This window comes from Thermodesulfobacteriota bacterium (genome assembly GCA_040756475.1).
GTDB lineage: Bacteria > Desulfobacterota > Deferrisomatia > Deferrisomatales > JACRMM01 > JBFLZB01.
The window spans coordinates 1-19,233 of the sequence record JBFLZB010000086.1 but is presented as its reverse complement, the minus strand read 5'-3'; the positions used below and the strand labels follow the sequence as shown (position 1 = coordinate 19,233).

At 70.9% G+C, this 19,233-nt stretch carries 19 protein-coding genes; 11 read left to right on the top strand and 8 right to left on the bottom strand.

The window, feature by feature from the left end; genetic code table 11:
• The 6 genes from AB1578_13400 to xerD form a co-directional block, all read left to right on the top strand.
• A partial coding sequence (locus AB1578_13400) for a Xaa-Pro peptidase family protein (GenBank protein MEW6488896.1) occupies positions 1-1,207 on the top strand: 1,207 nt, incomplete at its 5' end.
• Between the two features lie 156 nt (positions 1,208-1,363).
• A complete protein-coding gene (locus AB1578_13395) occupies positions 1,364-1,591 on the top strand; it encodes a hypothetical protein (GenBank protein ID MEW6488895.1) in 228 nt (75 codons plus the stop codon).
• Positions 1,592-4,867: an ATP-binding protein gene (locus tag AB1578_13390; GenBank protein MEW6488894.1), complete on the top strand. Its 3,276-nt coding sequence runs from the start codon at positions 1,592-1,594 to the stop codon at positions 4,865-4,867.
• Positions 4,864-5,241, top strand: a complete 378-nt coding sequence (locus AB1578_13385; GenBank protein ID MEW6488893.1) for a response regulator — start codon at positions 4,864-4,866, stop codon at positions 5,239-5,241. Before AB1578_13390 ends, AB1578_13385 begins: the two co-directional genes overlap by 4 nt.
• On the top strand, positions 5,238-6,311 hold the full coding sequence (locus AB1578_13380) for a response regulator (GenBank protein MEW6488892.1): 1,074 nt from the start codon (positions 5,238-5,240) through the stop codon (positions 6,309-6,311). Before AB1578_13385 ends, AB1578_13380 begins: the two co-directional genes overlap by 4 nt.
• 76 nt (positions 6,312-6,387) lie before the next feature.
• On the top strand, positions 6,388-7,326 hold the full coding sequence (xerD, locus tag AB1578_13375; GenBank protein MEW6488891.1) for a site-specific tyrosine recombinase XerD: 939 nt from the start codon (positions 6,388-6,390) through the stop codon (positions 7,324-7,326).
• A 106-nt stretch (positions 7,327-7,432) separates the two neighbouring features.
• Here xerD and gltX read toward each other — a convergent pair whose 3' ends face one another.
• Positions 7,433-8,836 (bottom strand): glutamate--tRNA ligase, encoded by a 1,404-nt coding sequence (gene gltX, locus AB1578_13370; GenBank protein MEW6488890.1) that lies wholly within the window; start codon positions 8,834-8,836, stop codon positions 7,433-7,435.
• 92 nt (positions 8,837-8,928) lie between these two features.
• Positions 8,929-10,065: an aminotransferase class V-fold PLP-dependent enzyme gene (locus tag AB1578_13365; GenBank protein MEW6488889.1), complete on the bottom strand. Its 1,137-nt coding sequence runs from the start codon at positions 10,063-10,065 to the stop codon at positions 8,929-8,931.
• 187 nt (positions 10,066-10,252) lie between these two features.
• Between AB1578_13365 and AB1578_13360 the strand changes: the two genes are divergently transcribed.
• The 3 genes from AB1578_13360 (at position 10,253) to AB1578_13350 (ending at position 13,797) form a co-directional block, all read left to right on the top strand.
• Positions 10,253-10,441: a CBS domain-containing protein gene (locus AB1578_13360; GenBank protein ID MEW6488888.1), complete on the top strand. Its 189-nt coding sequence runs from the start codon at positions 10,253-10,255 to the stop codon at positions 10,439-10,441.
• Between the two features lie 11 nt (positions 10,442-10,452).
• Positions 10,453-12,723, top strand: coding sequence for a tetratricopeptide repeat protein (locus tag AB1578_13355; protein ID MEW6488887.1), 2,271 nt, complete (start codon positions 10,453-10,455; stop codon positions 12,721-12,723).
• Positions 12,724-12,939: 216 nt separating this feature from the next.
• Positions 12,940-13,797, top strand: a complete 858-nt coding sequence (locus AB1578_13350) for a choice-of-anchor N protein (GenBank protein MEW6488886.1) — start codon at positions 12,940-12,942, stop codon at positions 13,795-13,797.
• A 73-nt stretch (positions 13,798-13,870) separates the two neighbouring features.
• Here the strand turns inward: AB1578_13350 and AB1578_13345 are convergent, their stop codons facing one another.
• The 3 genes from AB1578_13345 to AB1578_13335 all read right to left on the bottom strand — a co-directional run bounded on the left by AB1578_13345 (position 13,871) and on the right by AB1578_13335 (position 15,585).
• Positions 13,871-14,149, bottom strand: a complete 279-nt coding sequence (locus AB1578_13345; GenBank protein ID MEW6488885.1) for an ACT domain-containing protein — start codon at positions 14,147-14,149, stop codon at positions 13,871-13,873.
• Between the two features lie 31 nt (positions 14,150-14,180).
• Positions 14,181-15,203, bottom strand: coding sequence for a VanZ family protein (locus AB1578_13340; protein ID MEW6488884.1), 1,023 nt, complete (start codon positions 15,201-15,203; stop codon positions 14,181-14,183).
• Between the two features lie 190 nt (positions 15,204-15,393).
• Positions 15,394-15,585: a type II toxin-antitoxin system HicB family antitoxin gene (locus AB1578_13335; GenBank protein MEW6488883.1), complete on the bottom strand. Its 192-nt coding sequence runs from the start codon at positions 15,583-15,585 to the stop codon at positions 15,394-15,396.
• A gap of 182 nt (positions 15,586-15,767) precedes the next feature.
• Between AB1578_13335 and AB1578_13330 the strand changes: the two genes are divergently transcribed.
• Positions 15,768-15,959 carry a hypothetical protein gene (locus AB1578_13330; GenBank protein ID MEW6488882.1) on the top strand — a complete coding sequence of 64 codons (192 nt, stop codon included), beginning with the start codon at positions 15,768-15,770 and terminating at the stop codon, positions 15,957-15,959.
• Between the two features lie 13 nt (positions 15,960-15,972).
• Here the strand turns inward: AB1578_13330 and AB1578_13325 are convergent, their stop codons facing one another.
• Together AB1578_13325 and AB1578_13320 are read right to left on the bottom strand one after the other, a co-directional pair.
• Complete coding sequence (locus tag AB1578_13325; GenBank protein MEW6488881.1) at positions 15,973-16,422, bottom strand: hypothetical protein; 450 nt, start codon at positions 16,420-16,422, stop codon at positions 15,973-15,975.
• Between the two features lie 110 nt (positions 16,423-16,532).
• Positions 16,533-16,736 carry a cold-shock protein gene (locus AB1578_13320; GenBank protein MEW6488880.1) on the bottom strand — a complete coding sequence of 68 codons (204 nt, stop codon included), beginning with the start codon at positions 16,734-16,736 and terminating at the stop codon, positions 16,533-16,535.
• Positions 16,737-17,205: 469 nt separating this feature from the next.
• On the opposite strand from AB1578_13320, the gene pcnB reads away from it, so the two are divergent.
• On the top strand, positions 17,206-18,486 hold the full coding sequence (gene pcnB, locus AB1578_13315; GenBank protein ID MEW6488879.1) for a polynucleotide adenylyltransferase PcnB: 1,281 nt from the start codon (positions 17,206-17,208) through the stop codon (positions 18,484-18,486).
• Positions 18,487-18,493: 7 nt separating this feature from the next.
• Here pcnB and AB1578_13310 read toward each other — a convergent pair.
• Positions 18,494-19,233 (bottom strand): ATP-binding protein (locus tag AB1578_13310; GenBank protein ID MEW6488878.1); only part of this gene is annotated, 740 nt, incomplete at its 5' end.

Here is a 19,233-nt window from a genome sequence, read left to right as displayed (position 1 = left end):
GAGGGGAGAGACCGGGGGGGAGACGGCAGCCGCGCCGACCGCCGAGGAGCTCCGGGGGCGGACGGCGCGCCTGCAGGCGTGTCTGGCGGAAGACGGCCTCCAGGGGGCGGTGCTGGTGCACAACGTGGACCGGTACTACGTTTCCGGCACCATGCAGGCAGGGTACGTGGTGGTTCCTTCCCGGGGAGACCCCCTGGTGCTCGTGCGCCGCGACCCGGAGCGGGCGGCGGCCGAGAGCCCCCTGCCGGTCCAGCCCCTGGGCAGCGTGCGGGAGCTCGCCGGGCGGATCCGGGAGGCCTTCGGAGAGCTCCCGGCGACCCTGGGGGTCGAGCAGGACGTCCTCCCCGCGGCCCAGCTCGAGCGCCTGCGCGCCCTCTTGCCGGGCGCGGCCCTGGGGGACGCCACGGGGGCCGTCCAGCGGACCCGGGCCGTGAAGAGCGCCTGGGAGGTCGCCCGCATTCGGGAGGCTGCCCAGACCGTGGCCGCCGCGCTGGAGACGGTGCCGCGCTACCTGCGGCCCGGGGTCTCGGAGCTCGAGCTCGCGGCCCGCCTGGAGTGCGAGCTGCGGCTGCGCGGCCACGGGGGCATGGTGCGCATGCGGGGGTTCAACCAGGAGATCTTCTACGGGCACGTGATGGCGGGCGCCGCCGCGGCCACCCCCTCGTACCTCGACGCCCCCACGGGGGGTCTCGGGGCGTCGCCGGCGCTGCCCCAGGGGGCGAGCCGCCGCCCCATCCAGCCGGGGGACCCCGTGGTGGTGGACCTGGTGGGAAACTGCGGCGGGTACCTCTCGGACCAGACCCGGATGTTCTCCCTGGGGGAGCCCCGGGAGCCCTTCGGCCGGGCCTTCGAGGCCTCCCTGGAGGTGCAGCGGGCCGTGGCCGAGGCCGCCCGGCCGGGCGTCGCCGCCTCCCGGCTCTACCAGGCGGCCCTGGAGGCCGCCGCCCGCACCCCCTTTGCCGCCCACTTCATGGGGGAAGTCCACCGGGTGACCTTCGTGGGGCACGGCATCGGCCTGGAGTTGGACGAGGCGCCCTTCCTGGCCCGGGGCTTCGACGCGCCCCTGGAGGAGGGCACGGTCTTTGCGGTGGAGCCCAAGTTCGTGTTCGCGGGCCGGGGAGTGGTCGGCGTGGAGGACACCTACCGGGTGACGGCCGACGGGGTGGAGCGGCTCACGCCCTCTCCCCAGGTGTTCGGCATCGTGTGAGAGCCTGTGAAAGAATCGTCGCGAGCAGACCGGAGTGCGAGGCGCGCATGAGCGAACGACGAGACATATCAGGTAGATAGGCGAGGAGTGAGCGAATGCGCAACGAAGCAATCCGGTCGCACAGCGGATTGTTTCACTGGCTCTGAGGAGGGCCCCGTGGGCGGGTGGAGCCGCAGCAAGCTGCGTCAGTGGTGGTGGATCGCGCTGGTGCTCGGCGCGCTCATGATCAACTACCCATTTCTCCAGATCTTCAACCGCGACACGACCCTGTTCGGGCTGCCCCTGCTCTTCTTGTACTTCATGGTGGGGTGGGCCGCCAGCATTGCCGTCATCGGGCTCTACGTGTGGGCGCTACGGCGCGCCCCCCCCGAGGAGGACGAGTAGGTGTCCTTGACGCCCGCCTGGGTGGCGGCCATCGCCTTCGGCTACCTGCTCCTCCTGTTCGGGGTGGCCTACTGGGCGGAGAAACGCAAGGACCGGGGGCGCAGCATCATCTCGAACCCCTGGGTCTACTCCCTCTCCATCGCCGTCTACTGCACTTCCTGGACCTTCTACGGCAGCGTGGGCCGGGCCGCGAGCTCGGGCTTCGGCTTCCTGGCGGTGTACCTGGGTCCGACCCTGGTGGCCTTCTCCTGGTGGGCGCTGCTGCGCAAGATGGTGCGCATCGCCCGGGAGAACCACATCACCTCCATCTCCGATTTCATCGCCTCCCGCTACGGCAAGAGCGCCAAGATCGGCGCCCTGGTCACGGTGATGGCGATCGTGGGCAATGCCCCCTACATCGGGCTCCAGCTCAAGGCGGTGTCGAGCACCTTTGCCGTGCTCACCGAGTATGCGCCGGCCTCCCTGGTGGCAGGGGGGAGCGCGGGGCCGTTCTACCAGGACACCGCGTTCGTGGTGGCGGTGGTGCTGGCCATCTTCGGAGGCATGTACGGCGCTCGCACCCTGGACCCCTCGGAACGCCACGAGGGCATGGTCGCGGCGGTGGCGCTGGAGAGCCTGGTCAAGCTCGCGGCCTTCCTGGCCATGGGGAGCTTCGTGACCTGGGGCATCTTCGACGGATTCGGCGACATCCTCGCCCAGATCGCCGCTCACAAGGACTACGCGCACTTGCTCACCTTCGGCCACGATCCCCAGGACTCGTTCACGGCCTGGTTTGCGCTCCTCTACCTCTCCATGGCCTCGGTCATGCTCCTGCCGCGCCAGTTCCACATCAGCGTCGTGGAGAACTGCTCGGAGGAGCACATCCGCGGCGCCATGTGGATGTTCCCCCTGTACCTGTTCCTCATCAACCTCTTCGTGGTCCCCGTGGCCTTCGGCGGCCTCCTGATCTTCGGGGATGCGCGCATGGCCGACACCTTCGTGCTCACCCTGCCCCTGCACCAGGGGTGGGAGGTCCTGGCCCTGGTGGCCTTCCTGGGGGGCGTCTCGGCGGCCACGGGCATGGTGGTGGTCTCCTCAGTGACCATTGCCACCATGTTCCTCAACAACCTGGCCATGCCGATCCTCCTGCGCCTGGGCTGGCCCCGGAACTTCGCTCCCTACCTCATCCACCTCAAACGGGTGGGCATCGTGGGGGTCATCCTCCTGGGGTACGGGTACTACCGCCTCCTGGGGGAGGCGTTCATGCTCGTGAACATCGGGCTCCTGAGCTTTGCGGCAGTGGCCCAGTTCGCCCCGGCCTTCATCGGGGGCCTCTACTGGCGCAGCGCCACGGCGCGGGGGGCGGCGGCGGGTCTCTCCCTGGGCTTTGCGTCCTGGCTCTACCTCTTCCTCGTGCCCGCCCTGGCCCAGGCGGGCTGGCTGCCCGAGAGCCTCCTCAGCGAAGGGCCCTGGGGCATCGCCGTCTTGCGCCCCACGGCCTTCCTCGGGCTGGAAGGACTCGACCTCTGGTCCCACGGCTTGTTCTGGTCGACGTTCTGCAACGCCGGCGCCTTCATCGCCGTGAGTCTCTTCACCCGGCCTTCGGCGGCCGAGGCCGAGCAGGTCTCGCGGTTCGTGGAGGCCCTGGGCCGCGCGCAGGGGCGCCGCCCCGAGTTCCGCCTGGCCCGAGCTCCCTCGGTGGAAGAGATGGAGGCGCTGCTCTCCAAGTTCCTCGGGCCCGAGAAGGCGGCCGAGCGGCTGCGGGAGTTCTTCGGCGGCAGGCCCTATGGGGCGGGAACCCTCGTCTCCGACGACACCATGCTCGACTTGCGGGGGTTCGTGGAGCGGACCCTGGCGGGTGCCGTGGGACAGGCGGCGGCGAGCCAGGTGGTGGAGCGGTACCTCTCCCTCAAGGGCACGACCCTCGAGGAGATCTTCGACGTCTTCGGCGCGGTCTCCCTCTCCCTGGAGGAGAGCCGGGAGGAGCTCCAGCGGCGGGTGGTGGAGCTCTCGGTGCTCTTCGAAGCCTCCAAGCGCGTGGCCTCGACCCTGGACGAGGGAACGGCCATCGCCTCGGTGCTCGACCTCATCGCCGCCGACCTGGGGCTGGAGTGCCAGGGGGTGTTCCTCCTGAAAGACGGGGTCCTGCGGCCCCGCATGGCGCGGGGCTGCGGGGATGAGTATGCGCCGGCCCTGGAGGGGCGGCCCGATCCCCGCTCCTACGTGGGCCAGGCAGTCCTGGGGCGAAAGACGGTCTTTCTCTCCGACGTGAGGCTGCTGGGACCCACGGCACCCCTGGAGGTGCAGGCGATGCCGGGACTCCAGAGCCTCATCGCCACTCCCATTGTGCAGGAAGACCAGGTGTTGGGGGTGCTTGCGGCGTCGAGCCACACCCGCAAGGGGTTCTTCTCCCAGAAGTTCGTGGAGGCCTTCGAGGCCCTGGCGAGCGAGCTGGCACTTGCCATCACCAACGCGCGCCTGTACTCCGAGGTGCGGGAGCTCAATCGCACCCTGGAAGAGAAGGTGCGCGAGCGCACAGGGGAGCTGGAGGCGGCCAACCGGGACCTCCAGGAGCTCGATCGGCTCAAGAGCGAGTTCCTGGCCAACATGAGCCACGAGCTGCGCACCCCCATGAACTCCATCCTGGGCTACACCCAGCTCGTCCTCGACGAGGTGGACGGGCCGGTGACCCCCGAGCAGCGCAAGAGCCTGGACCGGGTGGAGAAGAACGCCCAGCACCTGCTGCGGCTCATCAACGACATCCTGGATCTGTCGAAGATAGAGGCCGGGCGCATGGAGCTCGAGGTCCACCCCTTCGACCTGGGACAGCTCGTGGCCGAGGTGGTGGACGATCAACGGGCCCTCGCGGAGCAGAAAGGCGTGGCGTGCCGGGCCGTGCTGGAGACGGGAGACCTCAAGGTAGCCGCAGATCCCAACAAGTTGCGGGAGGTGTTGAACAACCTGGTCAACAATGCTATCAAGTTCACGGACCGGGGCTCGGTCACCGTGACCGTGGCAGGCGAGACCCGCAACGACACCGCCGGGGTGCGGGTGGACGTGGAGGACACGGGCATGGGCATCCCCGCCCAGAGCCAGGAAGAGATCTTCCTGGCGTTCAAGCAGCTCGACGGCTCCATCACCCGCACCCACGGAGGCACGGGTCTGGGGCTCAGCATCGCCAAACGCCTGGTGGAGCTCCACGGCGGCTCCATCGGCGTGGAGAGCCGCGAAGGCGTGGGCAGCAGGTTCACGGTGTGGCTGCCCCGCAAATACCCCGCGCCGGGAGGCGAAACATGAAGGCCACCGTCCTGGTGGTGGAAGACAACGACGACAACCGGGCCCTGGTGGTGAAGGTGCTCGGCCGCCAGGGCTACCGGGTGCTCGAGGCCACGAGCGGCGAGCAGGCCCTGGAGGTGGCGGCCCGCGAGCGGCCCGACCTGGTCCTGATGGATTTGAACCTCGCGGGCATGAGCGGCTTCGACGCGACCCGCCGCCTCAAGGCCGACCCGGAGCTGGGACGGGTGCCGGTGGTGGCGCTCACTGCCTACGCCATGGTAGGGGACCGGGAGCGGGCGCTGGAGGCCGGGTGCGACGGGTACCTCTCCAAGCCGGTGGACGTGCGCAAGCTCCCCGGCCAGGTGGAGAGCTACCTGCAGGAAAGGCCGTCGTGAGCAACCCCCCCAAGGTCCTCGTGGTGGACGACAACCCTGACAACGTGGAGCTCCTGGCCAAGCGGCTCGCCGCCGCAGGGTACCGGACCTGCGAGGCCTACGACGGCGAGGAGGCCCTGGCGCGGGTGGCCGAGGAGGAGCCCGATCTCGTCATCCTCGACGTGATGATGCCCAAGCTTGACGGGTTCGAGGTGTGCCGGCGACTCAAGACCCAGGAGGCCACCCGGGGCATCCCCGTCATCATGCTCACCGCCAAGCGGGAGGTGCCCGACAAGATCCGCGGCCTCGACACGGGCGCCGACGACTACGTCACCAAGCCCTTCAACCCCCAGGAGCTCATGGCCCGGGTCCGGAGCCTCCTGAACCTGCGCACCATCCAGGAGAAGCGGGTCACGGAAGAAAAGCTCGGGGCCCTGGGGCAGATGGCCGAAGGCGTGGCCCACGAGGTGCGAAACCCCATGGTGACCATCGGGGGCTTCGCCCGGCGCATCCGCGACCGTCTCTCCGAGGGAGACCCCCTGCGGGACTATGCCGAGCACATCATCAAGGAGGTCGAGCGCCTGGAGAACATGGTGGAGGAGATCGTCCGGTTCAAGGCGCTGATGATCGCTCCCTACGAGCCGGTGAACCTGGCGCAGGTCGTGGACGCGGCCCTGGCGCAACGGGAAAGACAGCTGGAGGAAGGGCACATCCGGATCGTGCGCGAGTTCGCTCCGGACCTGCCCCCCCTCGAAGGGGACCGGAGCAACCTGGTGCTGGCCGTGGGCAACGTGATCCAGAACGCCCTGGAGGCCATGGAGCCCGGCGGCACCCTCACGGTGGCCCTGACCGCCGAGGGCCCGCGGGTGCGCGCAGGCTTCACCGACACCGGGTGCGGCATCGCCAAGTCCGAGCTCGCCAACGTCTTCGACCCCTTCTACACGTCGAAGATGACCGGCGCGGGCATGGGCCTCACCATGGTCCACCGCATCGTCACCCGCCACGGGGGCGACGTGGACATCGCCAGCCGCCCCGGCGCCGGCACCACCGTCACCCTCTGGCTCCCGATCCGGCAGGAAAAAACGATTTGAGCGGGCGGGCGAGGCCGGAGCCGTGAAGCGGGAGGCGGGAGCCGTGGGAGGCGAGGCGCAGGAGCCAACCGGAAACGTGTCACCCGCAGCCCCCAAACCCCAACGGGCAACGGACCACGGACATCGTCCCCCTGACCACCTGGGCCTCTTCCTCGACCACCTCCTGGTGGAGCGGGGGCTCTCGCGAAACACCGTCGACGCCTACGCGCGGGACGTCTCGGCGTTTCTCGCCTTTCTCGCCGGCGCCGGCTGCCCCGAGACCTCCCGGGCGACCGGGCGTGAGGTGCTGGCGTGGCTCAAGGCCCAGCGGGCGCAAGGGCTCTCGCCCCGTACCGGCGCCCGGCGGGTCTCGGCGCTACGCAGCTTCTACCGCTTCCTCGTGGCAGAGGGCCTCGCCGAGGTGAGCCCGCTGGCCCGGCTGGAGTCTCCCAAGCTCTGGAAGACGCTGCCCCGCACCCTCTCCCCCGAGGAGACCCGCGCCGTGGTGGAGACCCCCCGGCCCGACGGCCCCCAGGGCCTGCGCGACCGGGCCATCCTGGAGCTCCTCTACGCCTCGGGGCTGCGGGTCTCGGAGGTCTCGGACCTGACCCTGGACCGGGTGGAGCTCTCGGCGGGCTACGTGCGGCCGGTGGGCAAGGGCTCGAAGGAGCGAGTGGTGCCGGTGGGAGGCCGGGCCCTGGAGGCCCTGCGGGCGTACTTGTACGAGGGCAGGCCCCTGCTCCTCAAGGGGCGGCGCAACCCCCACGTCTTCCTCAACCGCTTCGGCCGCCGCCTCTCCCGCCAGTCCCTCTGGAAGCTCGTGAAGGCCGCGAGCCGGGCGGCCGGCGTTTCCGCCGAGACGAGCCCCCACACCCTGCGCCACTCCTTTGCCACCCACCTCCTGGAAGGCGGGGCCGACCTGCGCAGCGTCCAGATGATGCTCGGCCACGCAGACCTGGCCACCACCCAGGTCTACACCCACGTCACCCGAAAGCGCCTGATCGAGCTCGTGCGCAAGCACCACCCCCGGGGGTAGGCGCCATAGTCCCGCAAGTCCAAGCAGTCGGTATCGCTATCGGGATCGACGTCGATTTCGATACCGATACCGATACCGATACCGATAGCGATTTGTCGGGGGAGCCCTACCCCTTCTCCGCCAGCTCCGCGGCCCGGGCCAGGCGCTCCAGGGTCCACTCCCGCCCCACGAGGTACACGGTCTCGAAGATCCCGGGGCTCGCAGTGGAGCCGGTCACCGCCACCCGCAGGGGCTGGGCGAGCTTGCCGATCTTGAGCCCCCGGCGCTCGGCGAGCTCCCGGAAGGGGGGCTCCAGAACCTCGGGGGTCCACTCGGGGGCCGCCGCAAAGACCCCGGCGAGCTCCCGCAGGAGCGGGGCGGACTCGGGGGTGAGGAACTTGCGCGCGGCGTCCGCGTCCAGCGCCACCTCCCGCTCGTAGTAGGGCGCGGCCTGGACGCCGAAGTCGGCCAGGCTGGGAGCCCGGGCGCGCAGCACCTCCACGAGCACGCCGAGCTTGGCCTGGTCGGAAATGTCGTAGCCCCGGGCCTCCAGGAAGGGGCGCACCAGCTCCTGGAGCCTGGGGGCCGGGCACTCCTTGATGTAGTGGGCGTTGAGCCACAGGAGCTTGTCGGCGTTGAAGACCCCGGCGGAGCGCCCCACGCCGTCCAGGTCGAAGAGGCGGACCAGCTCCTCCAAGGAGAAGATCTCCTGGTCCCCGTGGGACCACCCCAGGCGCACCAGGAAGTTCACCATGGCTTCGGGCAGGTACCCCGCCTCCCGGTAGCTCTCCACGCTCGTGGCGCCGTGGCGCTTGGAGAGCCGCTTCTTGTCCTCCCCCAGGATCATGGGCACGTGGGCGAACTGCGGAAGCGGGCTCCCCAGGGCCTGGTAGAGCTGGATCTGGCGCGGGGTGTTGGTCAGGTGGTCGTCGCCCCGGATGACGTGGGTGATTCCCATGAGGATGTCGTCCACGACCACGACGAAGTTGTACATGGGCCCCCCGTCGGAGCGCAGGAGCACCAGGTCGTCCAGGTCGGCGTTCTCGAAGGACACCTCGCCCCGCAGGAGGTCGTGCACCACGGTCTGCCCCGTGCGGGGGGCCCGGAAGCGCACCACGTGCGGGCGCGAGGGGTCCACGTCGGTGCGGTCCCGGCAGGTGCCGTCGTAGATCGCCTTGCCGTGGGTCTTGACGGCCGCCTCCCGCTTGGCGTCCAGGAGCTCCGGGGGGCAATCGCAGCGGTAGGCCTTGCCTTCGCGCAGCAGCCGGTCGGCGTGCTCCAGGTAGGTCTGGGTGCGGCGGCTCTGGAAGTAGGGCCCCTCGTCCCAGTGCAGCCCCAGCCACTCCATGGAGTCGAGGATCGCCCGGGTGCTCTCCTCGGTGGACCGCTCCCGGTCGGTATCCTCGATGCGCAGGACGAAGGTGCCCCCGTGGCGGCGGGCGTAGAGGTAGTTGAACAGGGCCGTGCGGGCGCCCCCGATGTGGAGGTAGCCGGTGGGGCTGGGGGCAAAGCGGGTCTTCACGGCAGGCATGGTCGCACGCTCCAGGGATAGGGGGGCGAGGGGGTGAAACGGCCCCGGCCGAGCCGGTGCGCCGGATGGGTAACGCAAAGCCTTTCCGGGTGTCAAGAATCCGCGTCCTCGAGGGCCTCGAAGAACCGGGCCGCGTCATCCCGGTCGTTGTAGAAGTGGGGCGACACCCGCACCCCCCGGCCCCGGGCGGCGGCAAACACCCGGGCCGAGGCCAGGCGCTCCACCACCGCCGCCGGCCCGTGGCGGGGCGCAAACGCCACGATGCCGCTGCGCTCCGCTGGCTGCCGGCTGGAGAGCACCCGGTAGCCCCGGGCCGAGAGCCCCTCGGCCAGGAGGTCGGCCGTTTCCAGCACCCTGCGGCCGATGGTCCCGATGCCCGCCTCCAGGATCAGGTCCAGGGCGGCGCCCAGACCGTGGACGAGGATGGTCTCCTGGCTGCCGCACTCGAACTTGCGGGCGTCCGGGCGCAGCGCGAAGTTGATGCGGGAGAACTCCAGGGGGGCGGAGACCGCGTTCCACCCCACCTCGGCGGGCACGAGCCGGTCCCAGACCTCCCGGGCCAGGTAGAAGACCCCGATCCCTTCCGGCCCCAGGAGCCACTTGTGCGCGTCGGCGGCCAGGGCGTGGATGCCGCAGGCCTCGGGCTCCAGGGGCAGGCAGCCCAGGCTCTGGATCGCGTCCACGAAGAAGAAGATCCCGCGCTCCCGGCACAACTGGCCCAGGGCGGGCAGGTCGTTGCGGAAGCCCGTCTCGAACTCCACGGAGGAGACCGCCAGCACCCGCACCCCGGGCTGGTCCAGCGCCGCCCGGAAGTCGTCCAGGGAGAGGCGCCCCTCCCGGGCCGGGACCCGAAGCACCCGCACCCCCCGGCGCTCCAGGCTCAGCCAGGGGTAGACGTTGGCGGGAAACTCCCCCTCGGGCACGACCACCGCGTCCCCCTCCCGCCAGGGGTAGCCCAGGGCCACGTGGGAGACCCCCTCGGAGGTGTTCTTGATGAAAGCCACCTCGGCCGGCGCCGCCCCCAGGAGGCGCGCGGCGCTCGCCCGCGCCCCCTCGATCCCCGCCAGGAGGCGCGGGTAGCGAAAGGCCCCCCAGGCCAGGCACTCGTCGGTGGCCTGCCGCCGCGCGCAGGCCACCCGCGTGGAGATGGGCGCCACGCCGGCGTGGTTGAGGTAACACAGGTGCTCGGTTACGGGAAAGAGCGCGCGAAACGCGGCGGGTTCGGACACGGCTCGGCTCCAGATGAGGTGACACGTCCCGAGGCAAGGTGATACTTTCTCTCCGGGCCGCCCCTCCCGCCTGCGCGGGGGGAGAGTCGGCGGTCCGCATGGTACCACGCGGGGCCCCGGCCCGCCCGCCGATCGGTCGCGCCCCCTTGGGCTTCCCGAAGCCGATCCCGTCGCCAGGAGGAGCTCCATGCTCGTCCAGAAGTGGGTGACCCCCAACCCGGTCACGGTGACCGCCGCCACCCCCATCACCGAGGCCTCCCGCCCCATGAAGGAGCACGGGATGCGCCACTTCCCGGTGCTGGAAGGCGACACCCTCGCCCTGGAGAGGGTGCTCGAGGCCGACCACCCCGACGTCCCGGTGCACCGCGGATGGTGAGGAGAACCCCCATGGCACGCCTTGCCTCCATCGCCTGGTTGCTGAGCCTGGCGGCTCTCCTGGGAGCCTGCGGCAAGGGCCCCGCGGAGCAGGCCGCCGCCCATCGGCAGCGGGGCGAAGCCTACCTGACGGCCAACCGCCACCGGGAAGCCAGCATCGAGTTCCAGGCCGCCCTCCAGAAGTGGCCCCAGGACGCCGAAGCCGCCTACGGCCTGGCCAGGGCGCTGGAGCGGGCGGGCCAGCCGGGGGAGCACCGCCGTGCGCTGGAGCGGGTGCTGCGTCTGTCTCCCCAGCACCCGGGAGCCTCGGTGGATCTCGGGGGGCTGGCCTGGGCGGCTGGCCAGTACCGGGAGGCGCTGGCCTTGGCTCGGGGAGCTCTCGAGGGCGCGCCCGGATCCGCCGAAGCCCGCCGGCTCGAGGCGCGCGCCCTCGCCGCCCTGGGGCGGCCCGCCGAGGCCTGGGCGGCCTGGGAGAAGGTCTTTTCCGGGGCGCCCCCGGCAGAAGCCTACGTCGAGGCCTCGAGTCAGGCCCTCGTCGCCGGCGCCCCCGACCAGGCACTGGCCATCCTACGGGAAGGACTGGCCGCACAACCGGGATCGGTGCTTCTGCTCACGGCCCTTGCCGACCTCCAGAGCCTGCTGGGAGACCACGCCGCAGCGCACGAGACCCTCGCGGCCGTCGGCGCCCCCCGCGACCCTGCCGTGTCCGTGGCTCAGGCCAGGCTCCTCGTCCGAAAGGGGGACCTGGCGCAAGGGCTGAAGCTACTGGACGATGCCCACGGGGAGCTGGCGGCGGACCCTCCGGCGTCGGCCCGCATGGCCGTGAAGAGGGCCGAGCTCCTGGTCCAGCTCGGGGATCTCCCCGGGGCGCAGGAGGTGCTCGCTCGGGAACGGACGCGTTCGCCGGAAGATGCCGAGCTCGCCTCCTTCCTCGCGTACGTGAGCCTCTTGCGGGGAGACCCGGAGCAGGCGCGGGGGCTTCTCCCCCTCGTGCGGGTGGCGGGAGACTCCGGCGGGGCTGCCCGGCGCCTCGAGGCATGGATGTACCTGCTGGACGGCCGTTCCCACTGGGCCCTGGAGATCCTCCGGGGGCTCGTGGCCCGGGGAGATCTCTCGGTGGACACTCGTTTCCTCTACGCCCGAGCCCTGGCGGACGAGGGCCGGCTCGGCCGGGCCCGGGCCGAGCTCGAAGCGGTGGTGGCCAGGGTCCCCGACCATCTCTTCGCACGGCTGGACCTGGCGGGGGTCCTGCGCCGGCAGAGGGAGTACGATCGGGCCCTCGAGCAGCTCGACGCCCTCAGAAACCCTTGGCAGGGCATGGCCCAGGCCCAGTACCTGCGGGCCCGCCTCCTTCTCGAAAAGGGAGACGCCCGGGCTGCGCGGGACCTCGCCCAGAGCTTCCTGGCCCGGGCCCCGGACAACGCCGGCCTGCTCACCCTGCTGGGCGACGCCGAGCGCGCCCTGGGCCGAACCGACCGGGCTCTAGCGGCCTACGAGCGCGCGGCAGAACGGGCCCCCAAGGCGCTGGAGCCCTTGGTGGCCCGGGCGAACCTCCTCGAAGCCCTGGGGCGCGGACGGGATGCCCGGGCGGCCCTGGCCCTGTTCCAGGCCACCCAGGGCGAGTCTCCCGCGGTGCTCAACCTCCTTGCTTCGCTGGAGTTGGCCGGCGGCAACCACGAGGCGGCGCTGCGGCACGCCAACCGAAGCCTCCTGGTCGAGCCCAACTACTGGGCTTCGCGCCTGCTGCGCGCCCGGATCCTGCGCGCAATGGGGGACATCTCCCGGGCCCGGGTCGAGCTCCAGGAGGCCATCCACCTGCACCCCTACCGCCCCGAAGCCTACAACCTGCTGGCCGAAATCCAGTGGCAGGCCGGCGAGGAAGCCCTGGCCGAGCAGACCTACCGCCAGCTCCTGGACCGGGTTGCGGACGAGCCGGTCACGGCGAACAACCTGGCGTATCTGTGCCTGGAGCAGGATCGGGTCGCGGAAGCCCTGGCACTGGCCGAGCGGGCCTTCGCCGAGGCCCCCCGGAGCCCGGTGGTCCTCCACACCCTGGGCTGGGCCCTCCACCGGGCGGGCCATACCGCGCAGGCGGAGCCCTTCCTCTCGGAGGCCGTCGCCGCGCTTGGGGAAGACCCGCGGGTACTCCTGCACTGGGGGCTGAACCAGGACGCCTTGGGGCGAGCCCAAGCGGCTCGAGAGGCTCTGGAAAAGGTCGTGCGGCTGGCGCCGGCCTCACCCGCGGCCGGGCAGGCCAGGTCGTACCTGGGGGATGGAAAGTAGGGAAAGGTGGGAAATTGTTTTCCGCTTTTGAGAACCTAGGAAGGGTTCTTCCCTGCCTGCGCCGCCGAGACGGCGCGGACCCCTTCCGCCAGAGAGCCGCAGCGACGCCGTTTTTCGTTCGCAATGGAGAATTTGCCCTTGCCGGCACGATCCCTGCATAGTCCGTACGTGTCGCCACCCCACGGAAGCAGCGTTCGCCCACGGAGAGCATCGAACATGGTGACCCGCAAACTGGCCTGGACGGCGGTCCTCCTCGGAAGCCTGGCCCTGGCGCCCGGCGCCTCCCACGCCATCCCCGAGTTGCAGCTCTACCTCGAAGGCGCCACCTACGACGCCACCAGCGAGAGCTGGTTCATCGAGAGCTACGACACAGACGAGCCCCTGCGGCTCTGGGCCATCGGAAACACCGGGAACAACAGCGGGCCCATCACCGACGTGAAGCTCGCCATCGCGTACTCCCCGCGGGACGAAGTCACCTTCAGTCTGGTCGGATCCGTGGTGAATGCGGCCGACCCTCTTTACGCCAGCTATGTGGATCCGTCGACCCCGAGCAACCTGGCAACCGGCACCCCGACCGGAGGAGCGGGCACCAGCACTCCCGGCTGGAGCCAGACCGTAACCGATGGCAGCGCCCCGAAGCTCACGGACGGCAACGACCTGCCCACCCACGGAATCTACGGAGACGGAACCTATTGGCAGGAGTTCCGGCTCGGGGACTTCACCCTGACCGACTCCCCCATCGCCGATTTCATCGGCGCGTTCCCGGACACGCCCGACGCAGACAAGAAGGGGCAGATCAGCGTGTACGAGATCACGGTCGCCGGTCTTCTTACGGGCGATTTCCTGCACTTCGATCTCTACAACTCGGTGGCGGCGGGCAACAGCGGCAAGATCCGCTCGGTCTTCGCGCCCTTCTCCCACGACGCGGGGGTCGTCGTGGACGGCGGGGGGGGCGGCGGAGGCGGGGTGATTCCCGAGCCCGGCACGGCGCTCCTGCTGGGCACCGGGCTCCTGGGGCTGGCGGGCGCCGCCCGGCGCCGCACCGCGGGCACAGGGAGCGAGACCGCCTCGTAACGTAACGCGATCCGGATCCGGTTTTTTCCTATGCCATCGGGCGTCCCCTTCCTGGGGGCGCCCTTCTTTTTTCTCACACCCGGTGCATGTACCGGAAGACCTCTGCGTCCTGGACCACGACCTTGAGGCCCATCCCCTCCACCGAGGCCTGGAGGCGGCTGGAGAGCTCGGGGAGGTCCAGGGGGGAGGCCTCCAGGTCGGCCAACAGGGTCATGGCGAAGATCGTGCCCCCCAGGATCTTCTGGTTGATGTCTTCGATGTTGACCCGGTTCTCGGCCAGACAGGTGGCCACCCGGGCGACGATGCCCACCTGGTCCTGGCCGATCACCGTCACCACCGTCTTGCGCGACATGGCGTCCTCCTCGGAACTCCGTGTGCCGGGTTCACTGCGCCGGGGCCGCGGGTGCGTCCCGGAGCACCGCAGCCCCTCCCCCGGCAGCCACCAGCAAGGCTCCCAGGAACAGCGCGGCCCGGGTCTCCCCCGGAGGGAAATCCCCGGCCGGGGTGAGCCCGAAACCCAGGGCCAGTGCCACTCCAGCCGCCGCCAGGCCTCCCCTGGCCCCCCCCAGCCCCAGGAGCGCGCCGGGAACGCCCCCGACCCCGAAGGCCAGGGCCTGAAAGACATCGGGCCTGCGGCTCAGGGACAGGACCTGGAGCAGCTCCAAGCCCAGACCGAGCAGGCCTGCAGCCAGCGCTGCGCCCACAGCGCCCAAGGGTACGGGCATCCTTCCCGTCCGGGCCGCCAGTACGGCAAAGAGACCCCCCAGGAGGAACAGGTGCGCCGAAGCGGAGATCCACGGGAGAAGTCCGGGAAAGCGGCGAAAGCTCGAGGAGAAGTTCTGGAGCTGAATCCACAGACTGCTCCCCGGAGGATTGGGGCCCGGAAGCAGGGCCCACACGGCGAGACACGCGACCCACAGGGCCACGAGCGCGTGGGCAGGCTCGCCTTGTTGCAGGCGCCGGAGCCACTCCAGGGCGGCCTCGCGCCCGCGAAGCTCCCAGCCGCGGCCCAGGGCGGCGCCCAGCAGGGCACCGAACCCGTCCACCACCACGTCGGTAGCCGAGGTGCGCCGGGCGGGTAGCGCGAGCTGCACGACCTCCACGGCGACGCTGAGTGCGACCGCCGCGGCCAGCAGCCGTGCCAAACGGCCCCGGCGGCCCTCGAGGGCTCGCCAGCCGGCGAAACCGAAGGGAACGAAGAGGGCGACGTTGGCCAGGATGTCGCTCCAGAGCGGCGGGCGCCCCCGCTCCACGAAGGGCACCCACTGCACGTCGGCAACGGCCCGGTACAAGGCTTCGGGCGACAGATCGCGGGTAAAGGGCAGAAGAGTCCACCACAGAACGAGGAGGACGGCGCCGCCCCAGGCCCCCGCCCGAAGCCGCTCCGAGCTCCGGGGGAAGGTCATGACGGCGTCTCGGAAAGCCGGTGGGCAGTGCCCCCGCGGCGGCTCGGGCAGACCATGGGGCGAATGCTGTCACAGGGCTCGCCAGACGGTCAAGCGGGGCGGACCGCCTCCCGAACGGGCTCTGGGCCCGGCTCCAGGCCGCCGCACCCGCCTGGGGGAGGCCGGGGGCTGCGCGTTTCGGGCGGCGGTGTCAGTGGAGGGTCGCAGGTGCGAGCGTTTCCCCGCCCTCCTGTCGCTCCAGCGCCAGCACGATGGCCTCGGCCAGGCTCTCCTTGGCCGACTCCAGGGTGGGCCCCCGGCCGGCAGTCCCCGGGATCTCCAGGCAGTGGGCCACGTACCAGCCCCGGTCTTTCTCTACGATGGCCGTATATTGGGTCTTCATGGGCGGTCGCCCCTCGCTCGGCTGGGTTCGCACGACGCCGCTAAGGTGACTCCGGCGGTCTCGTTTGTCAAAGACGGGGAGTCGGGACGGGGACACCCGTTGACCCGCCCGCAGGCGAGGGCGTAGAAGGGCTCGGACACGGGGCTCTCCCCGAAGGAGCCCCCCTTGGCCGGGAGGTGACCGTGGCACGCGGCGCAACGCAGGCCCACGCAATCGGCGGTATTCTGGATCAGCTCGAACGGGCTGCCCGGGAGATCGGGAAGAGCCTGGACGGTATGCGGGGTTCGGTGGACTACGACCGCCTGGGCCGCGCCCGCGACTCCCTGGGCGCCGTGCTGGGGGCTTTGGACGCCGTCCTCGCGGGAAAGCCCTGACGGCGGCCGCGGCTCACGGGCCGAAGACGAGCCGCTTGATGCCGGCGCGAAAGAGAACCTCGATCTTGTTGGGCGGGATGATCTTGCGCACCACACCCAGGCCGAAGGTGGCATGGGCGAGCAGATCTCCGGAGCGCAGACGGCCGCCCGCGGTCGGGTAGGACACGGCCCCCGCGGGATCCTTGCCCCCCACCCGCAACTCCCACTCCTGTTCCACGGCCGAGGCGGCGGCGGACCGCGCGGCCCTGGGCCGAGACGGGCGGGGCCCCGCGGACGCGGCCGGTCGCGGCGCCGCTGCCTTGGGCAGGGGGCTTCGGTAGTTGTGCACCCCCTCGCACACCGTGCACTCCACGCGGGCGGCGGCGTCCCCCACCACGGACACGATGACGTGCCTCGTTTCCCGTCGGCACTTGGTGCAGCGGGAAGCGATGGGTTCTCCTACGGACGGGGCGGTGACGGCCATGGGGTCCTCCCGGGAGGGGTTGGGTCCGGCGGGGCCGGGGGTGGGGAAAGGGAAGAAAAAGAGCGGGTCCCGAGGGGACCCGCTCTCTTCGTCGCGAGGCCAGCCCGCGGTCAGCCGGGGCGGACGTTGGACGCCTGGGCGCCCTTGGGGCCCTGGGTCACTTCGAACTCCACCGCCTGCCCTTCGGTCAGGGTCTTGAAACCCTGCCCCTGGATGGCGCTGAAATGCACGAAGACGTCGGGGCCGCCGTTGTCTTGCGTGATGAAGCCGAAACCCTTCTGGTCGTTGAACCACTTCACGGTTCCTCTTGCCATGGTGCGTACCTCCTTTCCTTTCAGACTCTGGGTGCTCGACCCATGTGGTGCACTTGCGATGGTTCGAAGCGCCCAGAGAGGAGGAACTCCACCCTGGATCTTTCTTGTTCCATCGGAGTGGCTCGTGCTGATCCGACGCGGCGGTAACGGAAAAAGGGAGCTGGCCTACCCGAGGCCGCTCCCTTTCGAAGTCTGCCGCTCGGTACCTGCCGCCGGTGGGGTGTCGTGCTCATCCCCTCCACAGGGTAAGGAGCTTACGCCTTCCGCGCCCGGAGAGTCAATCGGTTTTCCGGGCGTCGTCGGGGACCGAACCGTTGACGGGGTCTTCCCGCCCGCTATAGTCGAAGCGCCAACGGATTCGGGGTGGCGGGCGTGCCACCCCTTCACCGGAAGAGACCTTTTTTCTTTGCACGAGGCCGCGACGGTGCTAGAAGGGGGCGCCCCTCGAACCCTGGAAGACCGGTTGCGGATGGAAGACCCCAGATCCCGAGACCCCGTCGTCCTGCCCCGGCCGGACCACCCCATCAGCCGCAAGCTCATCGATCCCGACGCGCTCTGGATCCTGAACCGCCTGCGCCGGGAGGGATACCAGGCCTACCTGGTGGGGGGGGCGGTGCGCGACCTGCTCCTGGGACACGAGCCCAAGGACTTCGACGTCGCCACCAACGCCCGGCCCAGCGAGATCCGCCGCCTCTTCCGCAACTGCCGGCTCATCGGCCGCCGGTTCCGCCTGGCCCACGTCTTCTTCCGGCGCAAGGGGGAGGCGGAGAAGATCGTGGAGGTGAGCACCTTCCGCGGCCTGGCGACCCGCGCGGCCCAAGGCCACGAGGACAGCCTGCCCCCCGAAGACCTGGACCTGGAGGGCACGGTCTTCGGCAGCCCCGACGAAGACGCGTGGCGCCGCGACTTCACCGTGAACGGCCTGTTCTACAACGCCGACGACTTCTCGGTGGTGGACCACGTGGGAGGGCTCGACGACCTGAAACACGGCCTGATCCGCGTGATCGGAGACCCCGACGAGCGGTTTCGCGAAGATCCCGTCCGGATGCTCCGGGCCATCGAGTTCGCCGTGCGCCTGGGGTTCCGCATCGAGGAGGCAACCCAGGCCGCGCTGCGGCGCAACGCCCACCGGATTACCGAGTCCTCACCGGCGCGGCTGCGGGAGGAACTGCGGCAGATGCAGCACCGGGGCATCGTGGCGGCAGTGCTCGCCGAGGCCCACCGCTATGACCTCTTCGGCCACCTCCTGCCCGAGGTAGACGTGTTGGACGGCGTCTTTCCCCTCGTGGGAGCGTTGGACGAGCGGGTGGCCGGCGGCGAGGCGCCCGACGAAGCACGCTATCTGGCGGCCCTGCTCCTTCCCACGGTCTGCGCCCGCTACCCCCTGACCCCCTCAGCCGGCCTCGACGAAGCCTACGGGATCCTGTCTCCCCTGCTGGAGTCCCTCACCCAGCGCTACCAGATCTCGGCCCACCTGCGGCACCTGGCGGCGGACCTGCTCCTCTCCTGCTACCGGCTGGCCCGGGGCAAGGCCTACCGCACCAAGGGAAAATTCGTGCGAAAGCCCGAGTTCCCGGAGGCCTGGGCGCTCTTTCGCGGGTGGGCTGCGCTGGCGGGGGGCCTCGGGGAGCTGGTCGCCTACTGGGAAGCCTATCTCTCGGGCCAGGAGACCCCTTCGGCAGGAGCCGGCCCCCGGCGCCGCCGCAGGCCCCGCCGCCGCCGGGGGCCCAGGGCGGGCGCGCCGGCCTGACCCGGCCTCACCCCGGCGCGGCCGTCCCCCTGGGCAGTTGCGCCGACACGCCCTCGTCCAGGGCCTCGCGCAGGGCCCTGCCGAGCTCTGCGAGGGTGGCGGGCTTGGAGACGAAGCGGCGCACCCCCAGGGCCCTGGCGGATTCGGGGGTCACGGTGCGGCTGAAGCCCGTGCAGAGCACGATGGGCAGCTCCGGCCGCAGGGCCAGGAGCTCGCGCGCGAGCTGGGCGCCCGAGAGCTCGGGCATGGCCTGGTCGGTCACCACCGCGTCGAACGCCGCCGGGTCGCGCCGGAAGAGCTCCAGGGCCCTCACGCTGCTCGTGGTGGCGGTCACGCGGTAGCCGAGGCTCTCCAGGGACCGCCGGCCGAGCTCCGCAATGGCCTCCTCGTCGTCGACGAAGAGCACCGCCTCGGTGCCCCGGGGGGCAGGGGCAGCCGGGGCCGGGGCGGAAGGCTCCCGCGCGGCTTCCGCGGCCAGCGGCAGGAAGACCTGGAACGCCGAGCCCCGGCCCGGCTCGCTCTCCACGATGACGCTGCCCCCGTGGCTGCGGACGATGCCGTGGACCGCCGCGAGCCCGAGCCCCGTGCCCTCCCCGACGGCCTTGGTCGTGAAGAAGGGCTCGAAGATCCGCTCCAGCACTTCGGGGGGCATGCCGCAGCCGGTGTCGCGCACCGCGAGGCGGGCGTGGGGCCCCCCCCGGGCGGCGGGGGTGGCCCACACGGCGGCCCCGGCGACCGCGAGCACCC